We start from the raw sequence: 20,228 nt of genomic DNA on the forward strand, positions 1-20,228 counted from the left end.
CGTGTTTTCAGGCCTTATGCGCCGATCCCGGGGTTGTCGAGCGCGGCCAGGGCCTTTGCGACCAGCGAGGCCTTCGAACCGTTGGATCCCTTGACCATGACGATGTCGCCGGGGCCCACGAGATCGGCCGCCTGGGCCGCCAGTTCGGCCGCCGTCGCGGCCCACAGGCCCCGGCGCGGGGCCGGCAGGGCGTCGTACAGATGGCGCATCTGGGGACCGGCCGCATGGACCAGATCCAGCTTCGCGACCTCGATGGTCTCTGCCAGACCGGCGTGCAGGGCCGTCGACTGGTCACCCAGCTCCAGCATGTCGGTCAGGACCACGACGCGGCGGCCGCTTCCCGTGACCGGCTTGGCGCCCAGGCTCATGAAGCCGGCCCGCATCGACAGCGGATTGGCGTTGTAGCTCTCGTCGATCAGGGTGAAGGCGCCGCCGGCCGTGCGAACGGTCCGCGTCTCGCCGCGCCCCGCCAGTGGCTGGAACTCGGCCAGGGCCGCGAAGGCCGTCTCGACCGGCACGTCCAGGGCGTCCAGCATCAGGATCACCGCCAGGCTGTTCAGCCCCCAGTGGAAGCCGGTCTGCTTCAGCGAGAAGGCGTGGGTGCGGCCCCAGATCTCGGCGGTCACCCGCGCGCCGTCCGGGCCGGGGACGAAGTCGATCAGCCGCGCGTCCTGACCCGGGCCCGACCCGAACTGGGCGATGCGCGCGCCCTGACGCAAGGCGGCCTCGCGCAGCAGGTCGACCCAGACGTTGTCGCCGTTGATGACCGCCACCCCGCCGGGGCCGAGCCCCTGGAAGATGGCCGACTTCTCGCGCGCCACCCCGGTCTCGCCGTCGGAGAAGCCCTCGATATGGACCGGGCCGACAGTGGTCACGCAGGCCGCGTGCGGCTGGACCATCTTCGACAGCGGCCCGATCTCGCCGGGCGTGTTCATGCCGATCTCGAACACCGCCCGTTCGACCGTCGCCGGCATCCGGGCCAGGGTCAGGGGCACGCCGATATGGTTGTTGTAGCTCTTGATCGAGGCGTGGGCCGGGCCGGCCAGATCGAGACCCGCCTTGATCGCCTGGGTCACGCTGGTCTTGCCCACACTGCCGGTGACCGCGCCGCGCCGCACCTGGGGCGCCCGATCGCGCGAGGCGGCGCCCAGCTGTCCCAAGGCCTTCAGGGTGTCAGGTACGACGATGCAGGGACCGCCTTCGACCGGATGTTCGACCAGCGCGCCCGACGCGCCGCGTGCGAAGGCGGCGGCGGCGAAGTCATGGCCGTCACGCTCGCCCTTCAGCGCCAGGAACAGCTCGCCCGAACCGATCTCGCGGCTGTCGTAGGTCAGTCCGGAGACGTTGAAATCGCCGCCCTCGATCCGTCCACCCGTGGCTGCGGCGATCTCGGGCGCCGTCCACAGCGGCGGATGGGTGTCAGGCATAGGCGACGAGCCTGATCGGTTGAGGGCGGATCGCTTCGCGATTCGACCGATGCCGTGAATCAGGCTCGATCTTCATTTCTGAGCATGATCTCGACCGAGATCCGCTTTCACATTTCGAGATCATGCTCTGAGGGCCTCGGTCGCTTCGGTGACGTCGTCGAAGGGATGGGTCACCCCGGCGACGATCTGACCCTGTTCATGCCCTTTTCCGGCGATGACCACCACATCTCCTTCGCCCATCAGCGATACGGCGTGACGAATGGCTTCGCGGCGGTCGCCGATCTCGAGCGCCTCAGGACAGCCCTTCTTCACTTCCGCGCGGATCAGGGCGGGCTTTTCGGAGCGGGGATTGTCGTCGGTGACGATGGCGACGTCGGCCAGACGACCCGCGATCTCGCCCATCAGGGGCCGCTTGCCGCGATCCCGGTCGCCGCCCGCGCCGAAGACCACGATCAGCCTGCCCGTCGCATGAGGACGCAGGGCCGTCAGCACCGTCTCCAGACCGTCGGGCGTGTGGGCGTAGTCGACATAGACCTCGCCGCGGGCCTCGAGGCCCTCCGGACCGCGCACCCGCTGCAGACGGCCTTGCGCGCCCGTGATCCCTTCCAGGGCGCCCAGCACCCGGTCGGCGCTTTCGCCGGCAGCGATGCACAGGCCCGCCGCGACCAGGGCGTTCGAAGCCTGGAAGGCCCCCGCCAGCGGCAGGAGGATGTCATGGACCACGCCGCGCACGTCGATCTGCAGGCGCTGGCCTTCCGGCGTCGCCTTGCGGCCGATCAGGGCCAGGTCGCGGCCGCGCTCGCCCACGCCCATGATGCCCAGGCCAGACATGATGCTGGCCGAGGCGAAGCTGGAATAGGCGTCGGAATCCGCGTTAAGCACCGCCGTCCGGCCGCGCGGCAGCAGGGTCTCGAACAGTCGAAGCTTGGCGGCGCGGTACTCTTCCATCGTGCCGTGATAGTCGAGGTGGTCCTGGGTCAGGTTGGTGAAACCCGCCGCCTTGATCGTGACCCCGTCCAGACGGCGCTGGTCGATACCGTGCGACGAGGCTTCCAGCGCCAGATGGGTCACCTGTTTCGCGGCCAGCTCGGCCAGCAGACGCGCGGCGTCGGCGGCGTCGGGGCTAGTCAGGCCGGGACCGGTCAAGGCGTAGGTCTTGTCGCCCTTCTGACCGACGACGCCGAGCGTGCCCATGCTGGCCGACTTGAGGCCGAGGCCAGCCCAGATCTGGCGGCAGAAGGCGGCGACCGAGGTCTTGCCGTTGGTGCCGGTGATGGCGACGCAGGTCGCGGGCTGGGCGCCGTAGAAGCTGCGCGCGGCCAGGGCGTAGGCCCGGCGCACATCGCCCGACGTGACCAGCAGCGGCGCCGTATCCACCGGGGTGTCGACCGGGGCCAGGATCGCCGCCGCGCCCTGCGCCAAGGCCTGCGGGATGAAGGCGCGGCCGTCGGCGGCGCTGCCCGGCAGGGCCACGAACAGGGCGCCCGGAGCGACCTTGCGGCTGTCGGCGGTTACACCGGTGATGACCGGGTCCGAAGCCACGTCGCGGCGCAGCAGGTCGGACAGGTGAATGGCGCTCATCGGCCGTCCCCTTCCACGTCCTGGAAGCGCGGGATCTTGTCGCCCAGCGCGGTGCGATAGGGGTCCGCGCGACGCTGGACGCCGAGGAAGCCGGCGATGCGGTCGGCGATACGGCCCACGGCCGGCGCCGCGACGAAGCCGCCCGTCTTGGGATAGGTCTGTGGCTCGTCCATCAGGACAAGGATCGAATAGCGGTGGGTGCCGACCGGGCCGTCCGACGGGAAAATCGCGGCGAAGGTGCCGACGGCGTGGCTGGGGTCATAACGACCGTTGACCAGCTTGTTGGCCGAGCCGGTCTTGCCCCCGACGCGCAGGCCCGGGGCCTCGGCGAAGTTGCCCGAGCCGGCGACGACGTTGCGGCGCATCAGCTCCAGCATGGTCAAGGAGGTCTGTTCCGACACCACCCGGCGGCCTTCGCCCCGGTTCGGCGCCCCGCCCTTGCGCAGGCTCAGCGGCAGATAGCGGCCGCCGTTGGCCAGGGCGCCCATGGCCGCCGACATCTGCGCGGGGGTGATGGAGATGCCATAGCCGAAGGACATCGAGGCCAGGGTCGAATCCGACCAGTCGCGCGGCCGGATGGGACGGGCCGATTCCCGCAGCTCGATCGGCGCCGGCTCCAGGAAGCCGAAGCGCGTCATGTAGTCCCTCATCATCGTCCCGCCCATGCCGACGGCGAGGCGCGAGGAGCCGATGTTGGACGAGTGCAGATAGACTTCCTCGAGGCTCAGGACCCGGTTGGTGGCGTGGAAGTCGGTGATGCGCCGCGTGCCGATCATATAGGCGCTGGAGGCGTCGATCATGGAGTTCATGTCGGCCCGGCCGGCGTCGACGGCGGCGGCGATGGTGAAGGTCTTGAACACCGACCCCATCTCATAGACCGAGCCCACGGCGCGGTTCATCGTGCCCAGCGGCCAGCTGGCCATACCGAGGACTTCGCCGGTGCGGGTGTCGGTGACGATCCCGACCGCGCCCTTTGAGCCGTTGGCGATGGCGGCGGCGGCCAGTTCGTTCTCCAGCACGCCCTGGACGCGCAGGTCGATCGACAGCGGGAACTCGTCGCCGCGCGCGCCGGCGGCGCGGATCTCGTCGTTGAAGGCCAGTTCGGCGCCGGCCGTGCCCTGCCCGCCGGTGTCCGCCGAGCCGACGACATAGGTGGCGGAGTTGTTGAGCGGATAGACGCGGCGATCCTCCGGTTCGAACGACACCCCGCCCAGGGCCAGGGCATGGATGGTCGCCCGTTCGCGCGGGGTCAGGCCGGTCTGGACGATCAGGCGACGCTCGCCGAACAGCACCTTGCGCAGCCTTGACGCCGGGATGGCCGGCATGGCGCGGTGAATCTGCTCATAGGCCAGCTGACGGTCCCAGACCTCGGCCGGATCGATATAGAGGCCGTAGTGGGTGATGTTCGACGCCAGCAGGGCGCCGTTGCGATCCACCAGATCGGCGCGGGTCAGGGCGTTGGGATTGTCGATCGACCCCAGGCCGCCGCGCTTGGCGAACAGGGCGGCGTGGGCCGCGCCGATGGCCAGGCCGGCGAAGACCAGCGAGAAGACACAGGTGATCAGGAAGATGCGGACCCGGGTGTCTTCCTCGGGGCGGCCGTCGGCGCGGGCGCGCTCGAACGCATGCTCGATCCACCAGATGCCCGACGCGACCAGGCGCAGCCACGGTGACAGGCTTTGCCCCACGGTCGAGCCCAGCGCAGGACGCGGGCCGGGTGCGGGACGATGGAAATCGGTGCGGTGATCGTGAACGCTCACTGCGGCTCTCCCGTCGTCGTTGCGGGAGCGGGGGCGGCCGCAGCGGGCGCGGCGACCGGGGCCTGAACCGGAGCGGGCGCATGGGTCGGCTTCAGGTCGGGAAGCTCGTTCTCTGTGGCCTGACGACGAACATCGACCGGGGCCAAACCAGCTTCGCGCGACAGGGCCTCCAACCGGCTCGGCTGTTCCAGACGCGAAATCTCGGCGCGCAGCAGGCGGACGCGCTGGCGGTTCTCGGCGATGTCGCGGTTCAGCTCGTCGATGCGGCTGCTTTCACGCGCGGCGGCGGCCTTGGCGATATAGACCGAGAAGATCATGGCGGCGACCATCACCACGCCGATGATCTCGACCCAGCGGATGCCGCGCACCTTCCAGTCGAACAGCCGCTTCAGCATCAGGGAGGGGTTCATGCGGCGGCCCTCCAGACGGGGGCGTCGGTGCGGACCCCGGCGCGCAGCCGGGCCGAACGCGCGCGCGGATTGGCCGCCAGCTCGTCCTCGCCCGCTTCGCGCGCGCCCTTGAACAACAGGGTGAAGCTGGGCTTGCGGGTCTCGACGGCGACCGGCGCGTGGCGCGAGCCACCGGGCGCATTGCCGCTGCGCTCGGTGAAGAAGGCCTTCACGATCCGGTCTTCCAGCGAGTGGAAGGTCACGACCGCCAGACGGCCGCCGGGTGACAGGCTGGCCTCGGCGGCGGCCAGGCCGGCCTCCAGCTCGCCCAGCTCGTCATTGACCGCGATGCGCAGAGCCTGAAACGTCCGGGTCGCGGGATGGGTCGGAGCGCCACGCCGGCCGCCCAGCGCCTTTTCGACGACTTCGGCCAGGTCGAGGGTGCGGGTGAAGGCCTGGCTCTGGCGGCGACGCAGGATGGCCGTGGCGATCCGCCCCGACTGGCGCTCCTCGCCATACAGCTTGATCAGATGAGCCAGCGGCCCGTGCTCATAGGTGTTGACGATGTCGGCGGCCGTCAGACCCTGATCCGACATCCGCATGTCCAGCGGACCGTCGCGCATGAAGGAGAAGCCGCGCTCGGCCTGGTCCAGCTGCATCGAGGAGACACCAATGTCGAAGACGGCGCCGTCGAGGCGCGCCTTGCCGCTGCCCTCGAAGGCTTCGGTCAGACCCGAGAAGGGGGTGCGGACCAGGGTGAACTTCCCGGGAAAGTCCTTCGCGACCGCATCGGCGTGCGGCTGGACCGTCGGGTCACGATCCAGGGCGATGACCTCGGCCCCGGTCGACAGGATGGCGCGAGTATAGCCGCCGGCGCCGAAGGTGGCGTCGATCATGGTCTCGCCGGGTTTCGGCGACAGGGCCTCGATCACCTCGGCGATCAGGACGGGAGCGTGGGGGGAAGCGGTCATGCGCCCTCCCCCGACATGACGACGCCGGCGCGCTTGCGGCTGCCCGGCTTGCGGGCTTCCCACTTCGCCTTGTCCCAGATGCGGAAGCGGCGGCCCATACCGAGGATGACGACCTCGTCGGTCAGCCCGGCCTCTTCGCACAGGCTTTCCGGCAGGGTGATCCGGCCGCCGCCGTCGTAGGAGAGCGGGCGCTGCCCCGCATAGAAGGCCTCTTCCAGCGCCGTGCGGTCCTCGCTGCCGAACGGCAGGGCTTCGATGCGATCGACATAGTCGGCCATCAGCGGATCGCCGCCGGCTTCCAGACAGTCGTCCTTCATGGAGAGGAAGCAGAAGACGCCGTGCTCGGCGCCGTTTTCGGAGGTGCGGAACTCCTGGGGGATCAGGAGACGACGTTTGCCGTCCAACTGTTTCTCAAAGGTGCCGAGAAACACGCCCTTGTCCCATCGGACCTCTCGGTCCGCCCCTGAACTGCCAAAACGTCTGGAGCCAGACGCTGATCACCCCCGGCTCACGAAACTGGGATAACATGGGATCAGATGGGCCTCAATGGGATTGGAAGGCACTTTTTAACCATGTTCCGACTGTGTTCACGATGTCGCGTAATGATACGTAAGAACATACATAGAACACTTTCAGCAACGGCGGTTCGACGATCAGGTTGAGCCGAATGTCTCGCCAGCGGATTAACGAGTGAAATCAACCTCTGCGCCGGAGTTCCCCGACGGAACCCGAACAACCTTGGCGCGCGACGGCGTCGAGAGGAATACTCGCGCTGGTCATCCCAAAGTTAGGTGTGGATCGTCGGCGGACCGGCTGTCAGCGAACAGCGAAGGTTAACGCTCCTCCGGCCTCAAGTCGCCCGAAGGGCGATAGGCCAAAGAAAAAGTCAGACGGCCTGTAAGCCGGGTTCTGTCTCGTCCGAAAACGAGTGACGATCATTCCTCTGGACCGCCCATTGCTGGACGGTTCTCGCGACCTACCCGGATGCCTCGGGCGGTGACCCTGCGAGCAAGCTCGCGCGACATCCCTATTCGGTCTTGCTCCAGGCGGGGCTTGCCATGCCGGTCCTGTTGCCAGTCCCGCGGTGGGCTCTTACCCCACCCTTTCACCCTTCCCTGCGTCGCGACGCAGGCGGTTTGCTTTCTGTGGCGCTATCCCTCGGGTCGCCCCGGGCGGGCGTTACCCGCCGCCTTTTCACCGTGGAGCCCGGACTTTCCTCGACGAGGCAAGCCTCGCCGCGACCGCCCGGCCGTCTGACGGCGGCGTTAGTGACCGTTCGCAGGGGCGGCGTCAAATTTCAGTCGCATCGAATGGCCGGTTCGCGCCATGGTCACACGCGTCGCCAGACTCAACCCGACAGGACCGCCGATGAGATTCTCCGCCCGCGCCCTTCTCCTCGCCGCCGGCCTGGCCCTCTCGGCCTGCGCGACGCAGATTCCGTGGGACAGCGGCGAGACCGCGCTTCAGGTCGGGATGAGCCGGTCACAGGTGGAGTCGGGTTTCGGGCCGCCGACGCGCCGGTTCACCGACGCGGAGGGCTATACTGTCTGGGCCTATGACCGCAGCGACGCCGCGTCCGGAAACACCACCGCTTCACGCGAACTGCTGGTCCGGTTCGTGGGCGATCGTGTGATGAGCTACAGCCACTCGTCCACGACGATGACCACCGCCACCACGACCAGCCCCTAGTTCAGAACGCCCGTCACGCTCTCGGCGGTGGCCAGTTGCAGCACCCCCATCAGGGTGGCGCGGGTCTCGCCGTCGGCGACGCCGTCGACGCGATCCTGACGCCAGTGGCGCTGGAAGGCTTTCACCGTGGTCGCGGTTTCGGCGTCATAGGTCGAGCCCGGCTGAAGGGCGTAACCCAGACGGTGCAGCCCGGCCCGCAGCACCACGACCCCGATCCCCTCGTCCCCGACCTGCAGGAAACCGCCGAGCGCGGCGATCCGCTCATGCGCCGGTTCGAACCACAGGCCGTGCCCGGCCTGGGCCAGCCGCTTCCACGGGAAGAGCTCGCCGGGATCTTCCTTGCGCTCGGGCGCCAGGTCGGAGTGGGCGATGATGCGGGCGTCGGGAATGCTCCAGCGCGACCGGATGTCGGCGGTCAGGGCGATCACCGCCTCGATCTGGGCGTCCGGAAAGGCGCGATAGCCGAACTCATGGCCCGGATTGACGATCTCGATGCCGATGGAGGCGGCGTTGACGTCGGTCTCGCCCTGCCAGGCGCCGCGTCCCGCGTGCCAGGCCCGGCGCTCTTCCGGGACCAGCGAGAAGATCCGCCCGTCCTCCTCAACCAGATAGTGGGCCGAAACCTCGGCGGCCGGATCACACAGCCGCGCCAGGGCGGCCTCGCCGGTCGGCATGCCGGTATAGTGCAGGACCAGCATGTCCGGCGGCCCGCGTCGCGCATTGAAATTGGGCGACGGCGCGTCTTCGAATATCAGAGGCATTGAGAGGCTTTTAGTGGCCGGGCCGTTCCCAGCCGTAGGTGACCCAGGTGTCCCCGACCTTGCGGGCCTCGATCACGTCATCGCCGCGACGGGCGCGCACGGTCATCTTGCGGCGCGCGCTCATGGCCAGGCCGGCGAAGAAGACCAGGACGCTGGCGACCACGGCGATGACGGCCACGGCGGCGGCGGTGAAGACGGCCAGAACGGCGCCGACGGCCAAGGCCACAATGGTCGCGACCAGCCCGGCGAGCCACATCACCGGCGCGAGCCAGCCGCTCGTCTGGCGACGAGCGTTGAAGCCAAGCGGGGTGAAGCGGTCCTGGGTCATTCGAATCCCTTTCAAGGCGTTCCGTGGAACGCCTGACCCCCAATGTCGGTCCATAGAGGTGAACCGTCAATGACCAAGGGCTTCACAGGCGGGTGTGAAGCCCAAAATCCTGCCCTACGGGGCAGGAGTCTATTGGAGCGGCGTATCGGCCATGACAACGGCGCCGCGGCTGCGCATCCGGTCGGCCTCGATGGCGCGCATCGCCGCCTCTGCCTGGGGATCGGACATCACCCCGCCGATGGCGATCAGGGCATGGGCGGCCTCGCTGGAGACTCCGAAGACCGATGACAGGGCTTCCCACGGCGATTCCGCCTTGGGATAGCGTTTGAAGCGAACCGACTGCGACGCCGGGATCCTGGCCAGCTCGCGGGCCTTGCCGATGGCTTCGGTCACGCCGCCCAGCTGATCGACCAGGCCCAGATCCTTGGCCTGGGCGCCGGTCCACACGCGGCCGCGCGCGATCTCGCGGACCCGGTCGACCGGCAGGCGGCGGCCGGTGGAGACGCGCTGGACGAACTCGTCATAGGTCTTGTCCATCGAGGCCGAGAAGGCGGCGCGCTGGCTGGTCGTGAACGGCTCCGTCGGAGAGAAGGCGTCGGAATAGTCGCCGCCGACCGAGATGCCGCGCATGTCGACGCCGAACCGGGCCAAGGCCGGGGCAAGGACGAACTTGCCGCCGTACACCCCGATGGAGCCGGTCAGGGTCGAGGGCTGGGCCACGATCCAGTCCGCTTCGGAGCTGATCCAGTAGCCGCCGGACGCCGCATAGGAGCCCATCGACACCACCACCGGCTTGCCGGCGGCCCGGGCCGTCCGCACGGCAGCCAGGATTTGTTCGGAGGCCTCGGGCGAACCGCCGGGCGAGGAGACGCGGAAGACGATGGCCTTCACGTCCTTGTCCTCAATGGCGTCATAGATGGCCTTGGCCGTGTCATCGGAGTGGATCGAGGATCCGCCGCCGAAGCCGCCACCGCCGCCCCGGCCGGTGACGATGTCGCCCTCGGCGCCGACGATGGCGATGGCGCTGGCGCCCGAACCGTCACGCGATCCCTGCGAAGAGGCATAGTCGCCGAACTCGACGATCTCGGCGTTGGAGCCGGCGCGGCGCCTGGCCTCGGCCTCGGCCTCCTCGGCCTGGCCGATCTTGTCGATCAGCTTCAGCGAAAGCGCCTGCTGGGCCGAATAGGGCCCGGCCTCGATGGTGGCCTTGAGCGCAGCGGGCGTCTGCTTGCGGTCTGACGCGGCATTGGCCAGGGCGCTGGTGTAGATGGAGGTCATCCAGGCCGTCATCGCCTCGCGGTGCGGCCCGGTGAAGTCGGACTGGGTGTATTCGTTGACGGCGTTCTTGTACTCGTAGCGCTGCTCGAAATCGGCGCGCACGCCGTATTTCTCGAACGCCCGGCCCAGGAAGACCTCGTTCGATGCAAAGCCGGTAACCTGGAAATTGGCGGTGTTCTGCATCCACAGCTCGGACGCCGAGGCGCCGATCATATAGCTGTCGATGACGGTGCCGACCGGCTGGAAGCCCTGCGAATGGGCGATGACCGGCTTGCCCGAGGCGCGGAAGCGGCGGATCGCCTGACGGATCTCGTCGGCCGAGGCCGGGGTGACGCCGCCTTCAGGCAGGCGCAGCAGCAGGACTTTGACGTGGTCGTCCTTCTCGGCCTGGGCCAGGGTGTCGACCACCTTCATCACCGACAGGCCTGAGCCGCTGAACGCCGCAAACGGATTGGACGAGGCCTGATCGCTGATCCCGCCTCGCAGATCCAGTTCCAGCACCGTATTGGCCACCGTCGCCTGCTTGGACGAACTGGACGCGGCGCCGATGATCATCGTGAGGAAGATGAAGGGCAAAATCACGAAGAACAGCAGCAGGCCGGCGAACACGCCGCCCATCGTCAGGAAGAACTGTTTCATGGTCAGGCGGCGATCCGTCGCAGGGCCAATGGCGGCGCTTCGCCGACCATAGAGACCCGCAGGTCACCGTCAAATGAACGTATCGCGCCAGGCGAGGTGAAATCACGATTTCGCTGCGACGCAGCAAGGCGATTGATGCCCTCGGGTGAAATCCCTATATGAGCCGCCTGCGAGCGGGGGCCTATCGCCCCGCGTCATGACCGGACAGCACCTCCCATGCTGGTCACCCTGATGAAGGCCAAGCTGCACCGCGCGACGGTGACCCAGGCCGACCTCGACTACGAAGGCTCGATCGCCATCGACGGCGATCTGCTGGATGCCGCCGGGATCTTCCCGCACGAGCAGGTCGATGTCCTGAACATCACCAACGGCGCCCGCTTCACGACCTACGCCATCGAGGCTCCGCGCGGCTCCAAGGTGATCGGCGTCAACGGCGCCGCCGCCCGTCTGGTGCAGAAGAACGACAAGGTCATCGTGGTCACCTACGGCCAGATGCCCCAGGAAGAAGCCCGCCAGTGGTCGCCCACCGTCGTGCTGCTGGACGACGCCAACAACATCAAGCGCGCCGCCTGATCTGAGGGCTCTCGAGCCCTTGGACAGATTGGACCGGTGACGCCCTGCCCCATCCGTGGTTCAAGCCGCGGATGAGCGAAGCTGTGTCCGATCCCCTGGCCCTGAAGAAGGCCGAGACCCGCGCCTGGTTCGAGGCCCTGCGCGACCGGATCCACGCGGGTCTGGAGGCGCTGGAGGACGCGGCGCCTGCCGACCTCTTCCCTGGCGAGCCGGGCCGCTTCGTCCGCACCCCCTGGACGCGCGCGTCGAACGCCGACGGCAGTCCGGGCGGCGGCGGGGTCATGGGCATGATGCACGGCCGGCTGTTCGAGAAGGTCGGGGTCCATTGCTCGACCGTCCACGGGACCTTCCCCGCCGACTATGCCAAGACGGTTCCAGGCGCGGAAGAGGACCCCCGCTTCTTCGCCACCGGCATCAGCCTGATCGCCCATCCGTGGAGCCCGCGCGTCCCGGCGGTGCATATGAACACCCGCTTCATCGCCACGACGAGGAGCTGGTTCGGCGGCGGCGCAGACCTGACCCCCGTGCTGGACGTCGATCGGTCCCAGGACGCGCCCGACGCCCAGGCCTTCCACGCCGCCATGAAGGCCGCCTGCGACGCCCACGACCCGGCCTACCATCCCCATTTCAAGGCCTGGTGCGACGAGTATTTCTGGCTGCCGCACCGCAATGAGCCGCGCGGGATCGGCGGCATCTTCTTTGACCATCACGACACCGGCGACCACGCCGCCGACTTCGCCTTCACCCGCGACGTCGGCACGGCCTTCCTCGACGTCTATTCGGCCCTCGTCACGCGCCGCATGGCCGAGCCCTGGACGCCCGAAGAACGGCAGGAACAGCTGGTCCGTCGCGGCCGCTATGTCGAGTTCAACCTGCTCTACGACCGGGGCACGATGTTCGGGCTCAAGACCGGCGGCAACGTCGAGTCGATCCTCAGCTCCATGCCCCCGGCCGTCGCCTGGCCCTGACGCCGGGTTTGGGACGCCGCGACAGAGTGGCGCACGAGCGTTCCGCGCTTCCTGCCGGCCCCGCGCTGTGACCTTAGTAAACGGTCGCTGGTCCCCCCGGCGACCGGCGGCCCGGCCTCGTCGATACCGCAAACTGTCGACGACGTTGGGTCGCCACCCTTTATTGAGGACGGGTCAGCAGGGCGCCGATGTGCTGCCAATGGCCGTCGGGCTTGCGCTGCAGCACCGCATGAACCGGCGACGCCCCTGGCTCCTGATAGGAGACAATGACGCGGTCGTCGTGGATTTCCGGCCGGCCCAGAACCACCGCGGGGCCGCGCGACACCAGCTGGACCTCGATGAACGAACAGCCGCGCAGGGAGATCGGCGTCGGTCCGCGCTGCTCCGGCCGCTGCGGCATGAAGGGCGGACTTTCGGGAACCGCAACGTCCAGCACCTTCAGCCCTGTCCCGTCGAGCGGACGCGAGAACACCTCCAGCGTCGTGGACATCACCGCACAGTCGTCGGCCGAGGCCGGCGTGCCGACGATGGCGGGCCCGGTCGGGGCGCTGGTGGTCCCGCAGGCGCCGAGCGCGAGCGTGGCGGCGGAAACGGCAAGAACGATAGAGGCGCGCATATGTCTCATCCTGAGGGCTCTCACCCGTTGTGCTGCAGGTTAGATGCCACTGCCGGCCTCCTCGGTCGGGGGCGGGGTCAGCATCAGGAAGGCGCGGATCCAGGCTGTCAGCACCGCTCTGTCATTGGCCCGCGACAGGCTGGCGACGGCCTCGTCGGCCACGTCGTGCGGCACCCGCGTCCCTCGCCGCGCCTCGATCAGGGCGACGCCGTATTCGGGCTGGAACTCCGGATGGCACTGGAAGGAGACCACGCCGTTCTTCCCGCCCGTCGGATCGTCCCAGGCCAGGCCCGCATAGGGGGTGAAGGCGCTGGACGCGATCACCCGGGCGTCGGGCGGCAGGATCTCGACCTGGTCCTGGTGCGAGACCGGGATGGCGATGCTGGCCGCGCGCGGGAACATCCACGGCTCGTCGGCGACCACCTCATAGCGATGCAGGCCGACGCCCCAGCCCTTGTCCGACTTGGCGACATGGCCGCCGAAGGCCTGGGCTAGGGCCTGATGGCCGAAACAGATGCCGACCAGCCGGGTCTTGCCCCGCGCCGCCCTCAGCCAGTCCAGCAGCGGCGCGATCCACGGCAGGTCGTCATAGACCCCGGCGGCCGAGCCCGTGACGATGGCCCCCTGAAACTCGGTCGGATCGTCGGGCAACCGCCCGGCCTGGACGTCGAACCGCACCGTCGCCACCCCCTCGCCCAGCAAGGCGCGGAAGCGGGCGGGATAGTCGTCAAAGGCGTCCTGCAGGTCGGTCGGCGGCTTGCCGGTTTCCAGAATGGCGATAGGCTTCACAGCGGTCTCCGGCTCGTCATGCATAAGAGGCGATCCCGGCGTCGGGGGAAAGGGCACGAACCGTTAACGCTGTCTGCTCACCGGCCCTTGAGACATCCCCGCTACGGTCGTGCAATGGCCGACAGCACCCAATTCCGGTTTTCGAGCGTCGCCCCGGACCGCCGCGACCAGACCCGCACCGGGTTTCGCAAGTCGCGCCGGCCGCAGGAGCGGGTGCGCCTGATGGGCCAGACCGTCGATCTGGTTAAGCCGGAAGAAGTGCTCTTCCACATGCAGCGCTGGATCCAGGAACGCCGCAAGGCGATCATAGCCAACCACAATCTGAACAGCCTCTACCTGCTGCGGAAGCATCCCGAGATGCGCGCCTTCTACGAGCGCGCCGAGCTGGTCGAGCTGGACTCCACGCCCCTGGTGCATTTCGCCAAGCTGCTGGGCATAAACAGCCGGCCTTTCCACCGCTGCACCTATCTGGACTGGCGCGACCATTTCTGGAGCCTGGTCAACCGCAACGGCTGGCGCATCATGTATGTCGGCGCGACCCAGGAGGTCTGCGACATCGCGAAGGCGCGGCTGAACGCCCGCTATCCCCGCGCCGTCATCGAGACCCGCAACGGCTATTTCGACGCCACGCCCGGCTCGGCCGACAACGCCGACGTCCTGAAACAGATCAAGGCTTTCCAGCCCCATATCCTGTTCGTCGGAATGGGCATGCCGCGTCAGGAAATCTGGATCACCCGGAATTTCGAAGCCCTGCCCGACTGCGCCATCTTCTCGGTCGGCGCCGCCTTCGACTATGAGGCGGGCGTCCAGAAGTCCGCCCCGCGCTGGATGGGCAAGGCCGGCGTCGAATGGCTCTATCGTCTCGCCGCCGATCCGAAGCGGCTGTTCCGCCGCTACTGTGTCGAGCCGTGGAGCCTGCTGGACCTGATCTACGCCGACCTGGTCGCCGCCGCGAAACGCCGCCTGAAGGCCGTCCGCAAGGGCGCCGTCCTCCCCGCCGTCGGCAGCGAAGCCCACCCCGGACGGCGTTAGCCGCCAAGACCCCTCTCCCGGAGGGAGAGGGAGGGACCCGCCGCGAAGCGGAGGGTGAGGGGTTATGCTCTCACCCTCCCACCGCTCGTCCCGGCGAATGTCGGGATCCAGATGCAGACGCCGCGTCTGCCGCGAGGATGCGAGCCGTGCGCTACGTCAGACACTGCATGTGAATCTGGATCCCGGCATTCGCCGGGATGAGCGGCGAAAAGAGGCTAGGCCGCCTCCAGCGCCTCGTCCTGAACGCCCGCCAGCGTCGTCTCGATGGCGGCGAACAGGGTGGTCAGGGTGATGGGCTTGGCCAGGTGGCCGTCGGCGCCGGCGGCTTTGCCCGCCGCGACATGTTCGGCCAGAGCGTTGGCGGTCAGCATGATGATCGGAATGCGCGCGGCGACCTTGTCGGCCTCCAGCGCCCGGATCGCGGCGGTGGCGGTCAGGCCATCCATCACCGGCATCTGCATATCCATCAGGATCAGGTCGAAGCGGGGTTCGTCGCCGAAACTGGCGGCATAGGCGTCCAGCGCCTCCTGGCCGTTCTCGACCGGGACCAGCTCGACCGCGCTTTCGGCCAGCATGATCTCAACCACCTTGCGGTTGGCCGGATGGTCGTCGGCCAGCAGGATGCGCAGCGACCCGGTGTCGCCGTCTTCCCAATCCCCGTCCTTCCAGTCGCCGTTCGCCGCCGGCGTATTGGCGGCCACGATCGGCGCCGGGGCCTCGCAGGCAGGCAGCGGCAGGTCGAACCAGAAGGTCGCGCCCTCGCCCGGACGGCTGCGGCAGTCCAGGGTCCCGCCCATCAGTTCGGACAGGTCCTTCGAAATCGCCAGCCCCAGACCCGTGCCGCCGAAGCGCCGGGTGATCGAGCCGTCGGCCTGCTGGAAGCGGCCGAAGATGCGTTCCTTCTCGGCGTCATCGAAACCCACGCCCGTGTCGCTGACTGTAAAGCGCGCCAGACCGTCCGCGGTCATTTCGCCGGTGACGCGCACCGCACCCTGATCGGTGAATTTGAGCGCGTTGGAAATCAGATTGGTCAGGATCTGGCGGAACCGCACCGGGTCGCCGCTGACCACATGCTCCAGGGCGGGGTCGATCGCGACGTCCAGCGCCACGCCCTTCTCCTTGGCCGTCTGGGTCCACAGCATGCCCACGCCCCGGGCGGCGTCGCCGAGATGGAAGGGGGCCGTCTCGATGGTGACGTTGCCGGACTCGATCCGGGCGCTGTCGAGGATGTCGGACAGCAACCGCTCAAGGGTCACGCCCGAGGCGCGGATGACCTCGACCATCTCATGCTCGCGCGGCTTCATCCCGGCCCGCGCCAGGGTGTCGGCCATGGCCACGATGCCGTTCAGCGGCGTACGGATCTCATGGCTCATATTGGCCAGGAATTCGGACTTGGACAGATTGGCCGCCTCGGCCCGCTTGCGCGCGACGCGCAGGTGTTTCGACAGACGGAACTGCCACAGGGCCGCGGCGACGGCCGACAGGAAGAAGACGACGGCGATGCCGACGATCCAGTTCTGCGAGCGGATCACATCCTTCTGCAGCCCGGTGTTGGCGCGTTCGGTCTCCAGCTGCTCGCGGCGACGGTCCAGCTTGTCCTGCATGTCGCCGGTAACCTGGCGGATGCCCGCGCTGAAGCGGCGGTTGGCCTGAATCTCGGCGGCGCGGTCGTAGGCGCGCAGCTTCCGGTACGCCTCTTCCGGACGGCCCTCGGCGAACAGCAGCTCGGCCTCGACGCGAGGAATTTCCGACGCCCCGTCCTCACGAAAGGCGCCGAGGGCCTCGCGGCGGCGGATTTCAGCCAGATCGGCCCGGGCCTCGGCGACATGGCCCAGCTGGGCGTTGGCGATTGCGCGCATCGGCAACAACCGGCCGGCCAGGAAGGCGGCGGGGCCTAGCTTGCGTCCGTAGGGGGCGATGCATTTCAGCACGTCGCGCGGCGCGCTGCGGGCCTGGGCAACGGCCGCGCACAGGCTGGCGTCATAGACCAGCAGGCTTTGCAGGCCGGTGCGTGCGGCCAGGCGATGGTGGGCGGCGGCCAGACGATCGGCCAGGGGCTGGTCCCCGACCTGAACCGCCAGCCTGGCGAGGTTGTACAGGCTGTCGAAGTCCGGACGCGGATAGGCAGGGTTGGCGAAATCGATCTCGAACTTGCCGAAGGCGGTGGCGCTGCCCTCGAAGTCATTCAGCTTCATCAGGCCGATGCCCGCGACCTCCCAGACCCCCGCGTGGGCGGTGTTGGCATAGGGATCGTGTTCCGGGATCGTCCCGTCGATCTCCGCCAGCATCTTCAGCCCGTCGCCGATGCGGTCGTTGTCCATCAGGGACAGGGCGTACAGCCGGGTGGCGTGGACGCGGGTGATCCAGTCGGCCTGGGTGTCCGCCAGATACCGCATCTGGTCGGCGGCGCCGACTTCGCCGTTGTCGTAGCGGATCGCGAGATTGTTCAGATAGGCGATCATCACATAGCGGCTGTCGTTCTGGCGCCGCGCGGCCGCCTCCAGCCGGTCGTTCCAGCGTCCCGCATGCTCGAACTCACCCTGGTTCAGATAGATCCAGGCCACATGGTAGAGCCGGTTGAGACCTTCGCGGTCGCCGCGGGCCGCAGCCGCCTCGCCGAAACGGTCCAGTGCGCGGAAGTCGGTCGCGCCGGCGCGGTTCTCTACCGCGTCGATCAGGGCTGTAGGGCTGCGCGGAGGCGTCGAGGCCTGCGCTGACGCGGCCTCCGCGCCAAGGGTGATCGCGAAGCACGCCGCGATGATGAGCTTTACAAAACGGAACATACGAAATCCGGGTGATCCTCACTCATCGCACAAGAACCTTGAGCAAGGCTTAGCGCCCGGCTTCGCAAATCCCCGATGCCCAACGTCGATGACCGACACAGTGCGACACATAAAAAACCGTGGCTGTTACGGTTCGTGAGGGAACGACCTGACTGACAGGCGTGTTTGTCATGACAAATTGACGCACCCTCGAGAAGGAACCCGACATGGCTAGACCGTCCCTCGCAGCATCCGGCGGAGGGGGGGTGGGAGCCATACTCGTCCGCATCCTCTCGGTCATCTTCGTCATGATCGGCGCGACCCTGACCATCGGCGGAGCCTGGTTGCTGACGCTGGGCGGCTCCTTCTACTATCTGCTGGCCGGTCTAGGCCTGATCGCCTCGGGCGTGATGCTGTTCCGGCTCAAGCTGACCGGCGCCTACATCTACTTTGGTGTCTTCGTCCTGACAGTGATGTGGGCGTTGTGGGAAGTCGGGCTCGACGGCTGGGGTCTGGTGCCCCGGGTCATCGCCCCGGCCGTGCTTCTGGCCTTGGTGATCGCCTCCCTGCCAGTGCTCAGGCCCGGTCGTGACGGTCGCAAATGGGCCATCGGCGGCGGCGTCGGCTTCGTCGTCGTGGCCCTGCTCGCCGGCTTCGGCGTGGCCCAGGCCAATGCGCCCAAGGTCGACATGCCCCTGCCCGCTGCCCAGCCCTCGACCAGCAGCGATCCGGACGCCATCCCGGTCGGCGCCGACTGGCCCGCCTATGGCGGCACCTATCACGCCCAGCGCTATTCGCCCCTGACCCAGATCAACACCGGCAACGTCGGCAAGCTGCAACGGGCGTGGAACATCCACACCGGCGACCTGCCCGGCGATCGTCCCGGGGCGCAGAACAAATACGCGTCCGAGAACACCCCGCTGAAGGTCGGCAACGCCCTCTACATCTGTTCGGGCAAGGGTATCGTCCTGGCCGTCGACGCCGCCACAGGCAAGACGATCTGGCGGCATGACCCACAGGTTTCGGACGACAACATTCCCTACACCGCCGCCTGCCGGGGCGTGAGTTACTTCGTCGTGCCCTCGGTCGCGCCGCAGACGCCCTGCGCCACCCGGATCATCTGGGGCACGCTGGACGCCCGCCTGATCGCGGTCGATTCCCGCACCGGCCAACGCTGCCAGGGCTTCGGCCAGAACGGCCAGGTCGACACCGCCGCCAACATGGGAACCCTGATCCCCGGCATGGTCTCCATCACCTCGGCCCCGACCATCGTGCGCGGTGTCGTGGTCACCGGCCACCAGATCCTCGACGGCCAGTATCGTCAGGCGCCCTCAGGTGTCATCAAGGGCTTCGACGCCGTCACCGGCCAGCTGCGCTGGGCATGGGACATGATGCGGCCCGACATCAACACCACCCCGCCGGCCGGCCAGATCTACACCCTCGGCACGCCGAACATGTGGACCACCGCCTCGGGCGACGAACGTCTGGGCCTGGTCTATCTGCCGCTGGGCTCGACTGCCGCCGACTACTGGTCCTCGGACCGCACCGGCCCGCAGCTCGACTATGCGACCTCGCTGGTCGCGCTGGACGTTACCACCGGCAAGCCGCGCTGGCATTTCCAGACCGTGCACCACGACGTCTGGGACTATGACCTGGGCTCGCAGGCCACCCTGGTCGACTTCCCGACGGGCGCGGGCGCCCTCCCGGCGGTCGTTCTGCCGTCCAAACAGGGCGACATCTATGTCCTGAACCGCGAGACCGGCCAGCCCCTGACCCAGGTCGCCGAACTGCCCGTCCCGCAAGGCGGTCAGGAGCCGGCCATGCGGACGAAGACCCAGCCGCACAGCCTGTTCCACACCCTGCGCCGCCAGAACGACCTGACCGAGAAGTCGATGTGGGGCATGTCGCCGATCGACCAGATGGTCTGCCGGATCCAGTTCCGTCAGGCCAGCTATGCGGGCTTCTACACCCCGCCGACCGTCGGTCAGCACTATATCGAATACCCCGGCTACAACGGCGGTTCGGACTGGGGCGGCATCGCCATCGACCCGAACCGGGGCGTGATCGTCGCGAACTATAACGACATGCCCAACTACAACACGCTGGTCCCCCGGGCCGAGGCCGACAAGCGCGGCTGGGTCCCGCGCGGCCAGCCCAACGCCCGCAAGGGCGGGGCTGAGGGCGCGGGCGATCCCCAGGCGGGCGTGCCCTACGCCATCTCGGTCAACGCCGGCTGGCGCCTGCCCTTCACCGGCCTGCTGTGCAAGGAGCCTCCCTATGGCGGCATCCGCGCCATCGACCTGAAGACCGGCCGTCAGATCTGGGATCGCCCGCTGGGCACGGCCCGGAACAACGGTCCGTTCGGCATCCCTTCGGGTCTGCCGATCAATATCGGGACGCCCAACAACGGCGGCGCGGTGGTCACGGCGGGGAATCTGATCTTCGTCGCCGCGGCTACCGACGGCCTGATCCGGGCCATCGACATCAACACCGGCAAGACGGTCTGGTCCGACGTCCTGCCCGGCGGTGGTCAGGCCACCCCGATGACCTATGAGATCGGCGGCCGCCAGTATCTGGTCATCGCGCCCGGAGGCCACCACTTCATGGAGACCCCCATCTCCGACGAGGTGATCGCCTACGCCCTGCCGACCTAGGTCAGCAGGAA

At 68.2% G+C, this 20,228-nt stretch carries 17 protein-coding genes and 1 other RNA gene; 5 read left to right on the forward strand and 13 right to left on the reverse strand.

The annotated features are described in order from the left end of the window. Positions 1 to 14: 14 nt before the first annotated feature. The 7 genes from IFJ75_RS12255 to rnpB form a co-directional block, all read right to left on the reverse strand. On the reverse strand, positions 15 to 1,427 hold the full coding sequence (locus IFJ75_RS12255; protein WP_207868472.1) for a UDP-N-acetylmuramoyl-tripeptide--D-alanyl-D-alanine ligase: 1,413 nt from the start codon (positions 1,425 to 1,427) through the stop codon (positions 15 to 17). 120 nt (positions 1,428 to 1,547) lie between these two features. Next, positions 1,548 to 3,008 carry a UDP-N-acetylmuramoyl-L-alanyl-D-glutamate--2,6-diaminopimelate ligase gene (locus IFJ75_RS12260; RefSeq protein ID WP_207868473.1) on the reverse strand — a complete coding sequence of 487 codons (1,461 nt, stop codon included), beginning with the start codon at positions 3,006 to 3,008 and terminating at the stop codon, positions 1,548 to 1,550. Next, positions 3,005 to 4,708 carry a peptidoglycan D,D-transpeptidase FtsI family protein gene (locus IFJ75_RS12265; RefSeq protein WP_404822100.1) on the reverse strand — a complete coding sequence of 568 codons (1,704 nt, stop codon included), beginning with the start codon at positions 4,706 to 4,708 and terminating at the stop codon, positions 3,005 to 3,007. Before IFJ75_RS12265 ends, IFJ75_RS12260 begins: the two co-directional genes overlap by 4 nt. Before the next feature lie 56 nt (positions 4,709 to 4,764). Then, a complete protein-coding gene (gene ftsL, locus IFJ75_RS12270) occupies positions 4,765 to 5,178 on the reverse strand; it encodes a cell division protein FtsL (protein WP_207868475.1) in 414 nt (137 codons plus the stop codon). Continuing rightward, on the reverse strand, positions 5,175 to 6,128 hold the full coding sequence (gene rsmH, locus IFJ75_RS12275) for a 16S rRNA (cytosine(1402)-N(4))-methyltransferase RsmH (protein ID WP_207868476.1): 954 nt from the start codon (positions 6,126 to 6,128) through the stop codon (positions 5,175 to 5,177). Before rsmH ends, ftsL begins: the two co-directional genes overlap by 4 nt. Continuing rightward, positions 6,125 to 6,532 (reverse strand): division/cell wall cluster transcriptional repressor MraZ, encoded by a 408-nt coding sequence (locus IFJ75_RS12280; protein WP_263972975.1) that lies wholly within the window; start codon positions 6,530 to 6,532, stop codon positions 6,125 to 6,127. The genes rsmH and IFJ75_RS12280 overlap by 4 nt, the downstream gene beginning before the upstream one ends. 478 nt (positions 6,533 to 7,010) lie before the next feature. Beyond that, an RNA gene (gene rnpB / locus IFJ75_RS12285) (RNase P RNA component class A) lies at positions 7,011 to 7,385 on the reverse strand. Between the two features lie 111 nt (positions 7,386 to 7,496). On the opposite strand from rnpB, the gene IFJ75_RS12290 reads away from it, so the two are divergent. Beyond that, the gene (locus IFJ75_RS12290) at positions 7,497 to 7,817 is read left to right on the forward strand and encodes a hypothetical protein (RefSeq protein ID WP_207868478.1); all 321 of its coding nucleotides are present in this window, start codon (positions 7,497 to 7,499) and stop codon (positions 7,815 to 7,817) included. On the opposite strand, the gene IFJ75_RS12295 is transcribed toward IFJ75_RS12290, so the two are convergent. The 3 genes from IFJ75_RS12295 to sppA form a co-directional block, all read right to left on the reverse strand. Further along, positions 7,814 to 8,578, reverse strand: a complete 765-nt coding sequence (locus IFJ75_RS12295) for an N-acetylmuramoyl-L-alanine amidase (RefSeq protein ID WP_207868479.1) — start codon at positions 8,576 to 8,578, stop codon at positions 7,814 to 7,816. The genes IFJ75_RS12290 and IFJ75_RS12295 overlap by 4 nt on opposite strands. 10 nt (positions 8,579 to 8,588) lie before the next feature. Continuing rightward, positions 8,589 to 8,906 (reverse strand): hypothetical protein, encoded by a 318-nt coding sequence (locus tag IFJ75_RS12300; RefSeq protein WP_207868480.1) that lies wholly within the window; start codon positions 8,904 to 8,906, stop codon positions 8,589 to 8,591. A 129-nt stretch (positions 8,907 to 9,035) separates the two neighbouring features. After that, the gene (gene sppA, locus IFJ75_RS12305; protein ID WP_207868481.1) at positions 9,036 to 10,823 is read right to left on the reverse strand and encodes a signal peptide peptidase SppA; all 1,788 of its coding nucleotides are present in this window, start codon (positions 10,821 to 10,823) and stop codon (positions 9,036 to 9,038) included. Between the two features lie 216 nt (positions 10,824 to 11,039). Between sppA and panD the strand changes: the two genes are divergently transcribed. Then, positions 11,040 to 11,396, forward strand: coding sequence for an aspartate 1-decarboxylase (gene panD, locus IFJ75_RS12310; RefSeq protein ID WP_207868482.1), 357 nt, complete (start codon positions 11,040 to 11,042; stop codon positions 11,394 to 11,396). Positions 11,397 to 11,467: 71 nt separating this feature from the next. Next, positions 11,468 to 12,364, forward strand: a complete 897-nt coding sequence (hemF, locus tag IFJ75_RS12315; protein ID WP_207868483.1) for an oxygen-dependent coproporphyrinogen oxidase — start codon at positions 11,468 to 11,470, stop codon at positions 12,362 to 12,364. A gap of 160 nt (positions 12,365 to 12,524) precedes the next feature. On the opposite strand, the gene IFJ75_RS12320 is transcribed toward hemF, so the two are convergent. Both IFJ75_RS12320 and IFJ75_RS12325 read right to left on the reverse strand, forming a co-directional pair. After that, the gene (locus IFJ75_RS12320) at positions 12,525 to 12,980 is read right to left on the reverse strand and encodes a hypothetical protein (protein WP_207868484.1); all 456 of its coding nucleotides are present in this window, start codon (positions 12,978 to 12,980) and stop codon (positions 12,525 to 12,527) included. Between the two features lie 39 nt (positions 12,981 to 13,019). Continuing rightward, positions 13,020 to 13,769 (reverse strand): type 1 glutamine amidotransferase, encoded by a 750-nt coding sequence (locus IFJ75_RS12325; RefSeq protein WP_207868485.1) that lies wholly within the window; start codon positions 13,767 to 13,769, stop codon positions 13,020 to 13,022. 114 nt (positions 13,770 to 13,883) lie between these two features. Here IFJ75_RS12325 and IFJ75_RS12330 point away from each other — a divergent pair, with 114 nt between their 5' ends. Beyond that, the gene (locus tag IFJ75_RS12330; RefSeq protein ID WP_207868486.1) at positions 13,884 to 14,801 is read left to right on the forward strand and encodes a WecB/TagA/CpsF family glycosyltransferase; all 918 of its coding nucleotides are present in this window, start codon (positions 13,884 to 13,886) and stop codon (positions 14,799 to 14,801) included. Positions 14,802 to 15,016: 215 nt separating this feature from the next. Here the strand turns inward: IFJ75_RS12330 and IFJ75_RS12335 are convergent, their stop codons facing one another. Next, positions 15,017 to 17,584 carry an ATP-binding protein gene (locus tag IFJ75_RS12335; RefSeq protein ID WP_207868487.1) on the reverse strand — a complete coding sequence of 856 codons (2,568 nt, stop codon included), beginning with the start codon at positions 17,582 to 17,584 and terminating at the stop codon, positions 15,017 to 15,019. Between the two features lie 245 nt (positions 17,585 to 17,829). Here IFJ75_RS12335 and IFJ75_RS12340 point away from each other — a divergent pair, with 245 nt between their 5' ends. Then, complete coding sequence (locus IFJ75_RS12340) at positions 17,830 to 20,217, forward strand: membrane-bound PQQ-dependent dehydrogenase, glucose/quinate/shikimate family (protein ID WP_225896804.1); 2,388 nt, start codon at positions 17,830 to 17,832, stop codon at positions 20,215 to 20,217. Positions 20,218 to 20,228: the final 11 nt, after the last annotated feature.

The organism is Brevundimonas goettingensis (assembly GCF_017487405.1).
In the GTDB taxonomy this organism is placed as follows: Bacteria; Pseudomonadota; Alphaproteobacteria; order Caulobacterales; family Caulobacteraceae; genus Brevundimonas; species Brevundimonas goettingensis.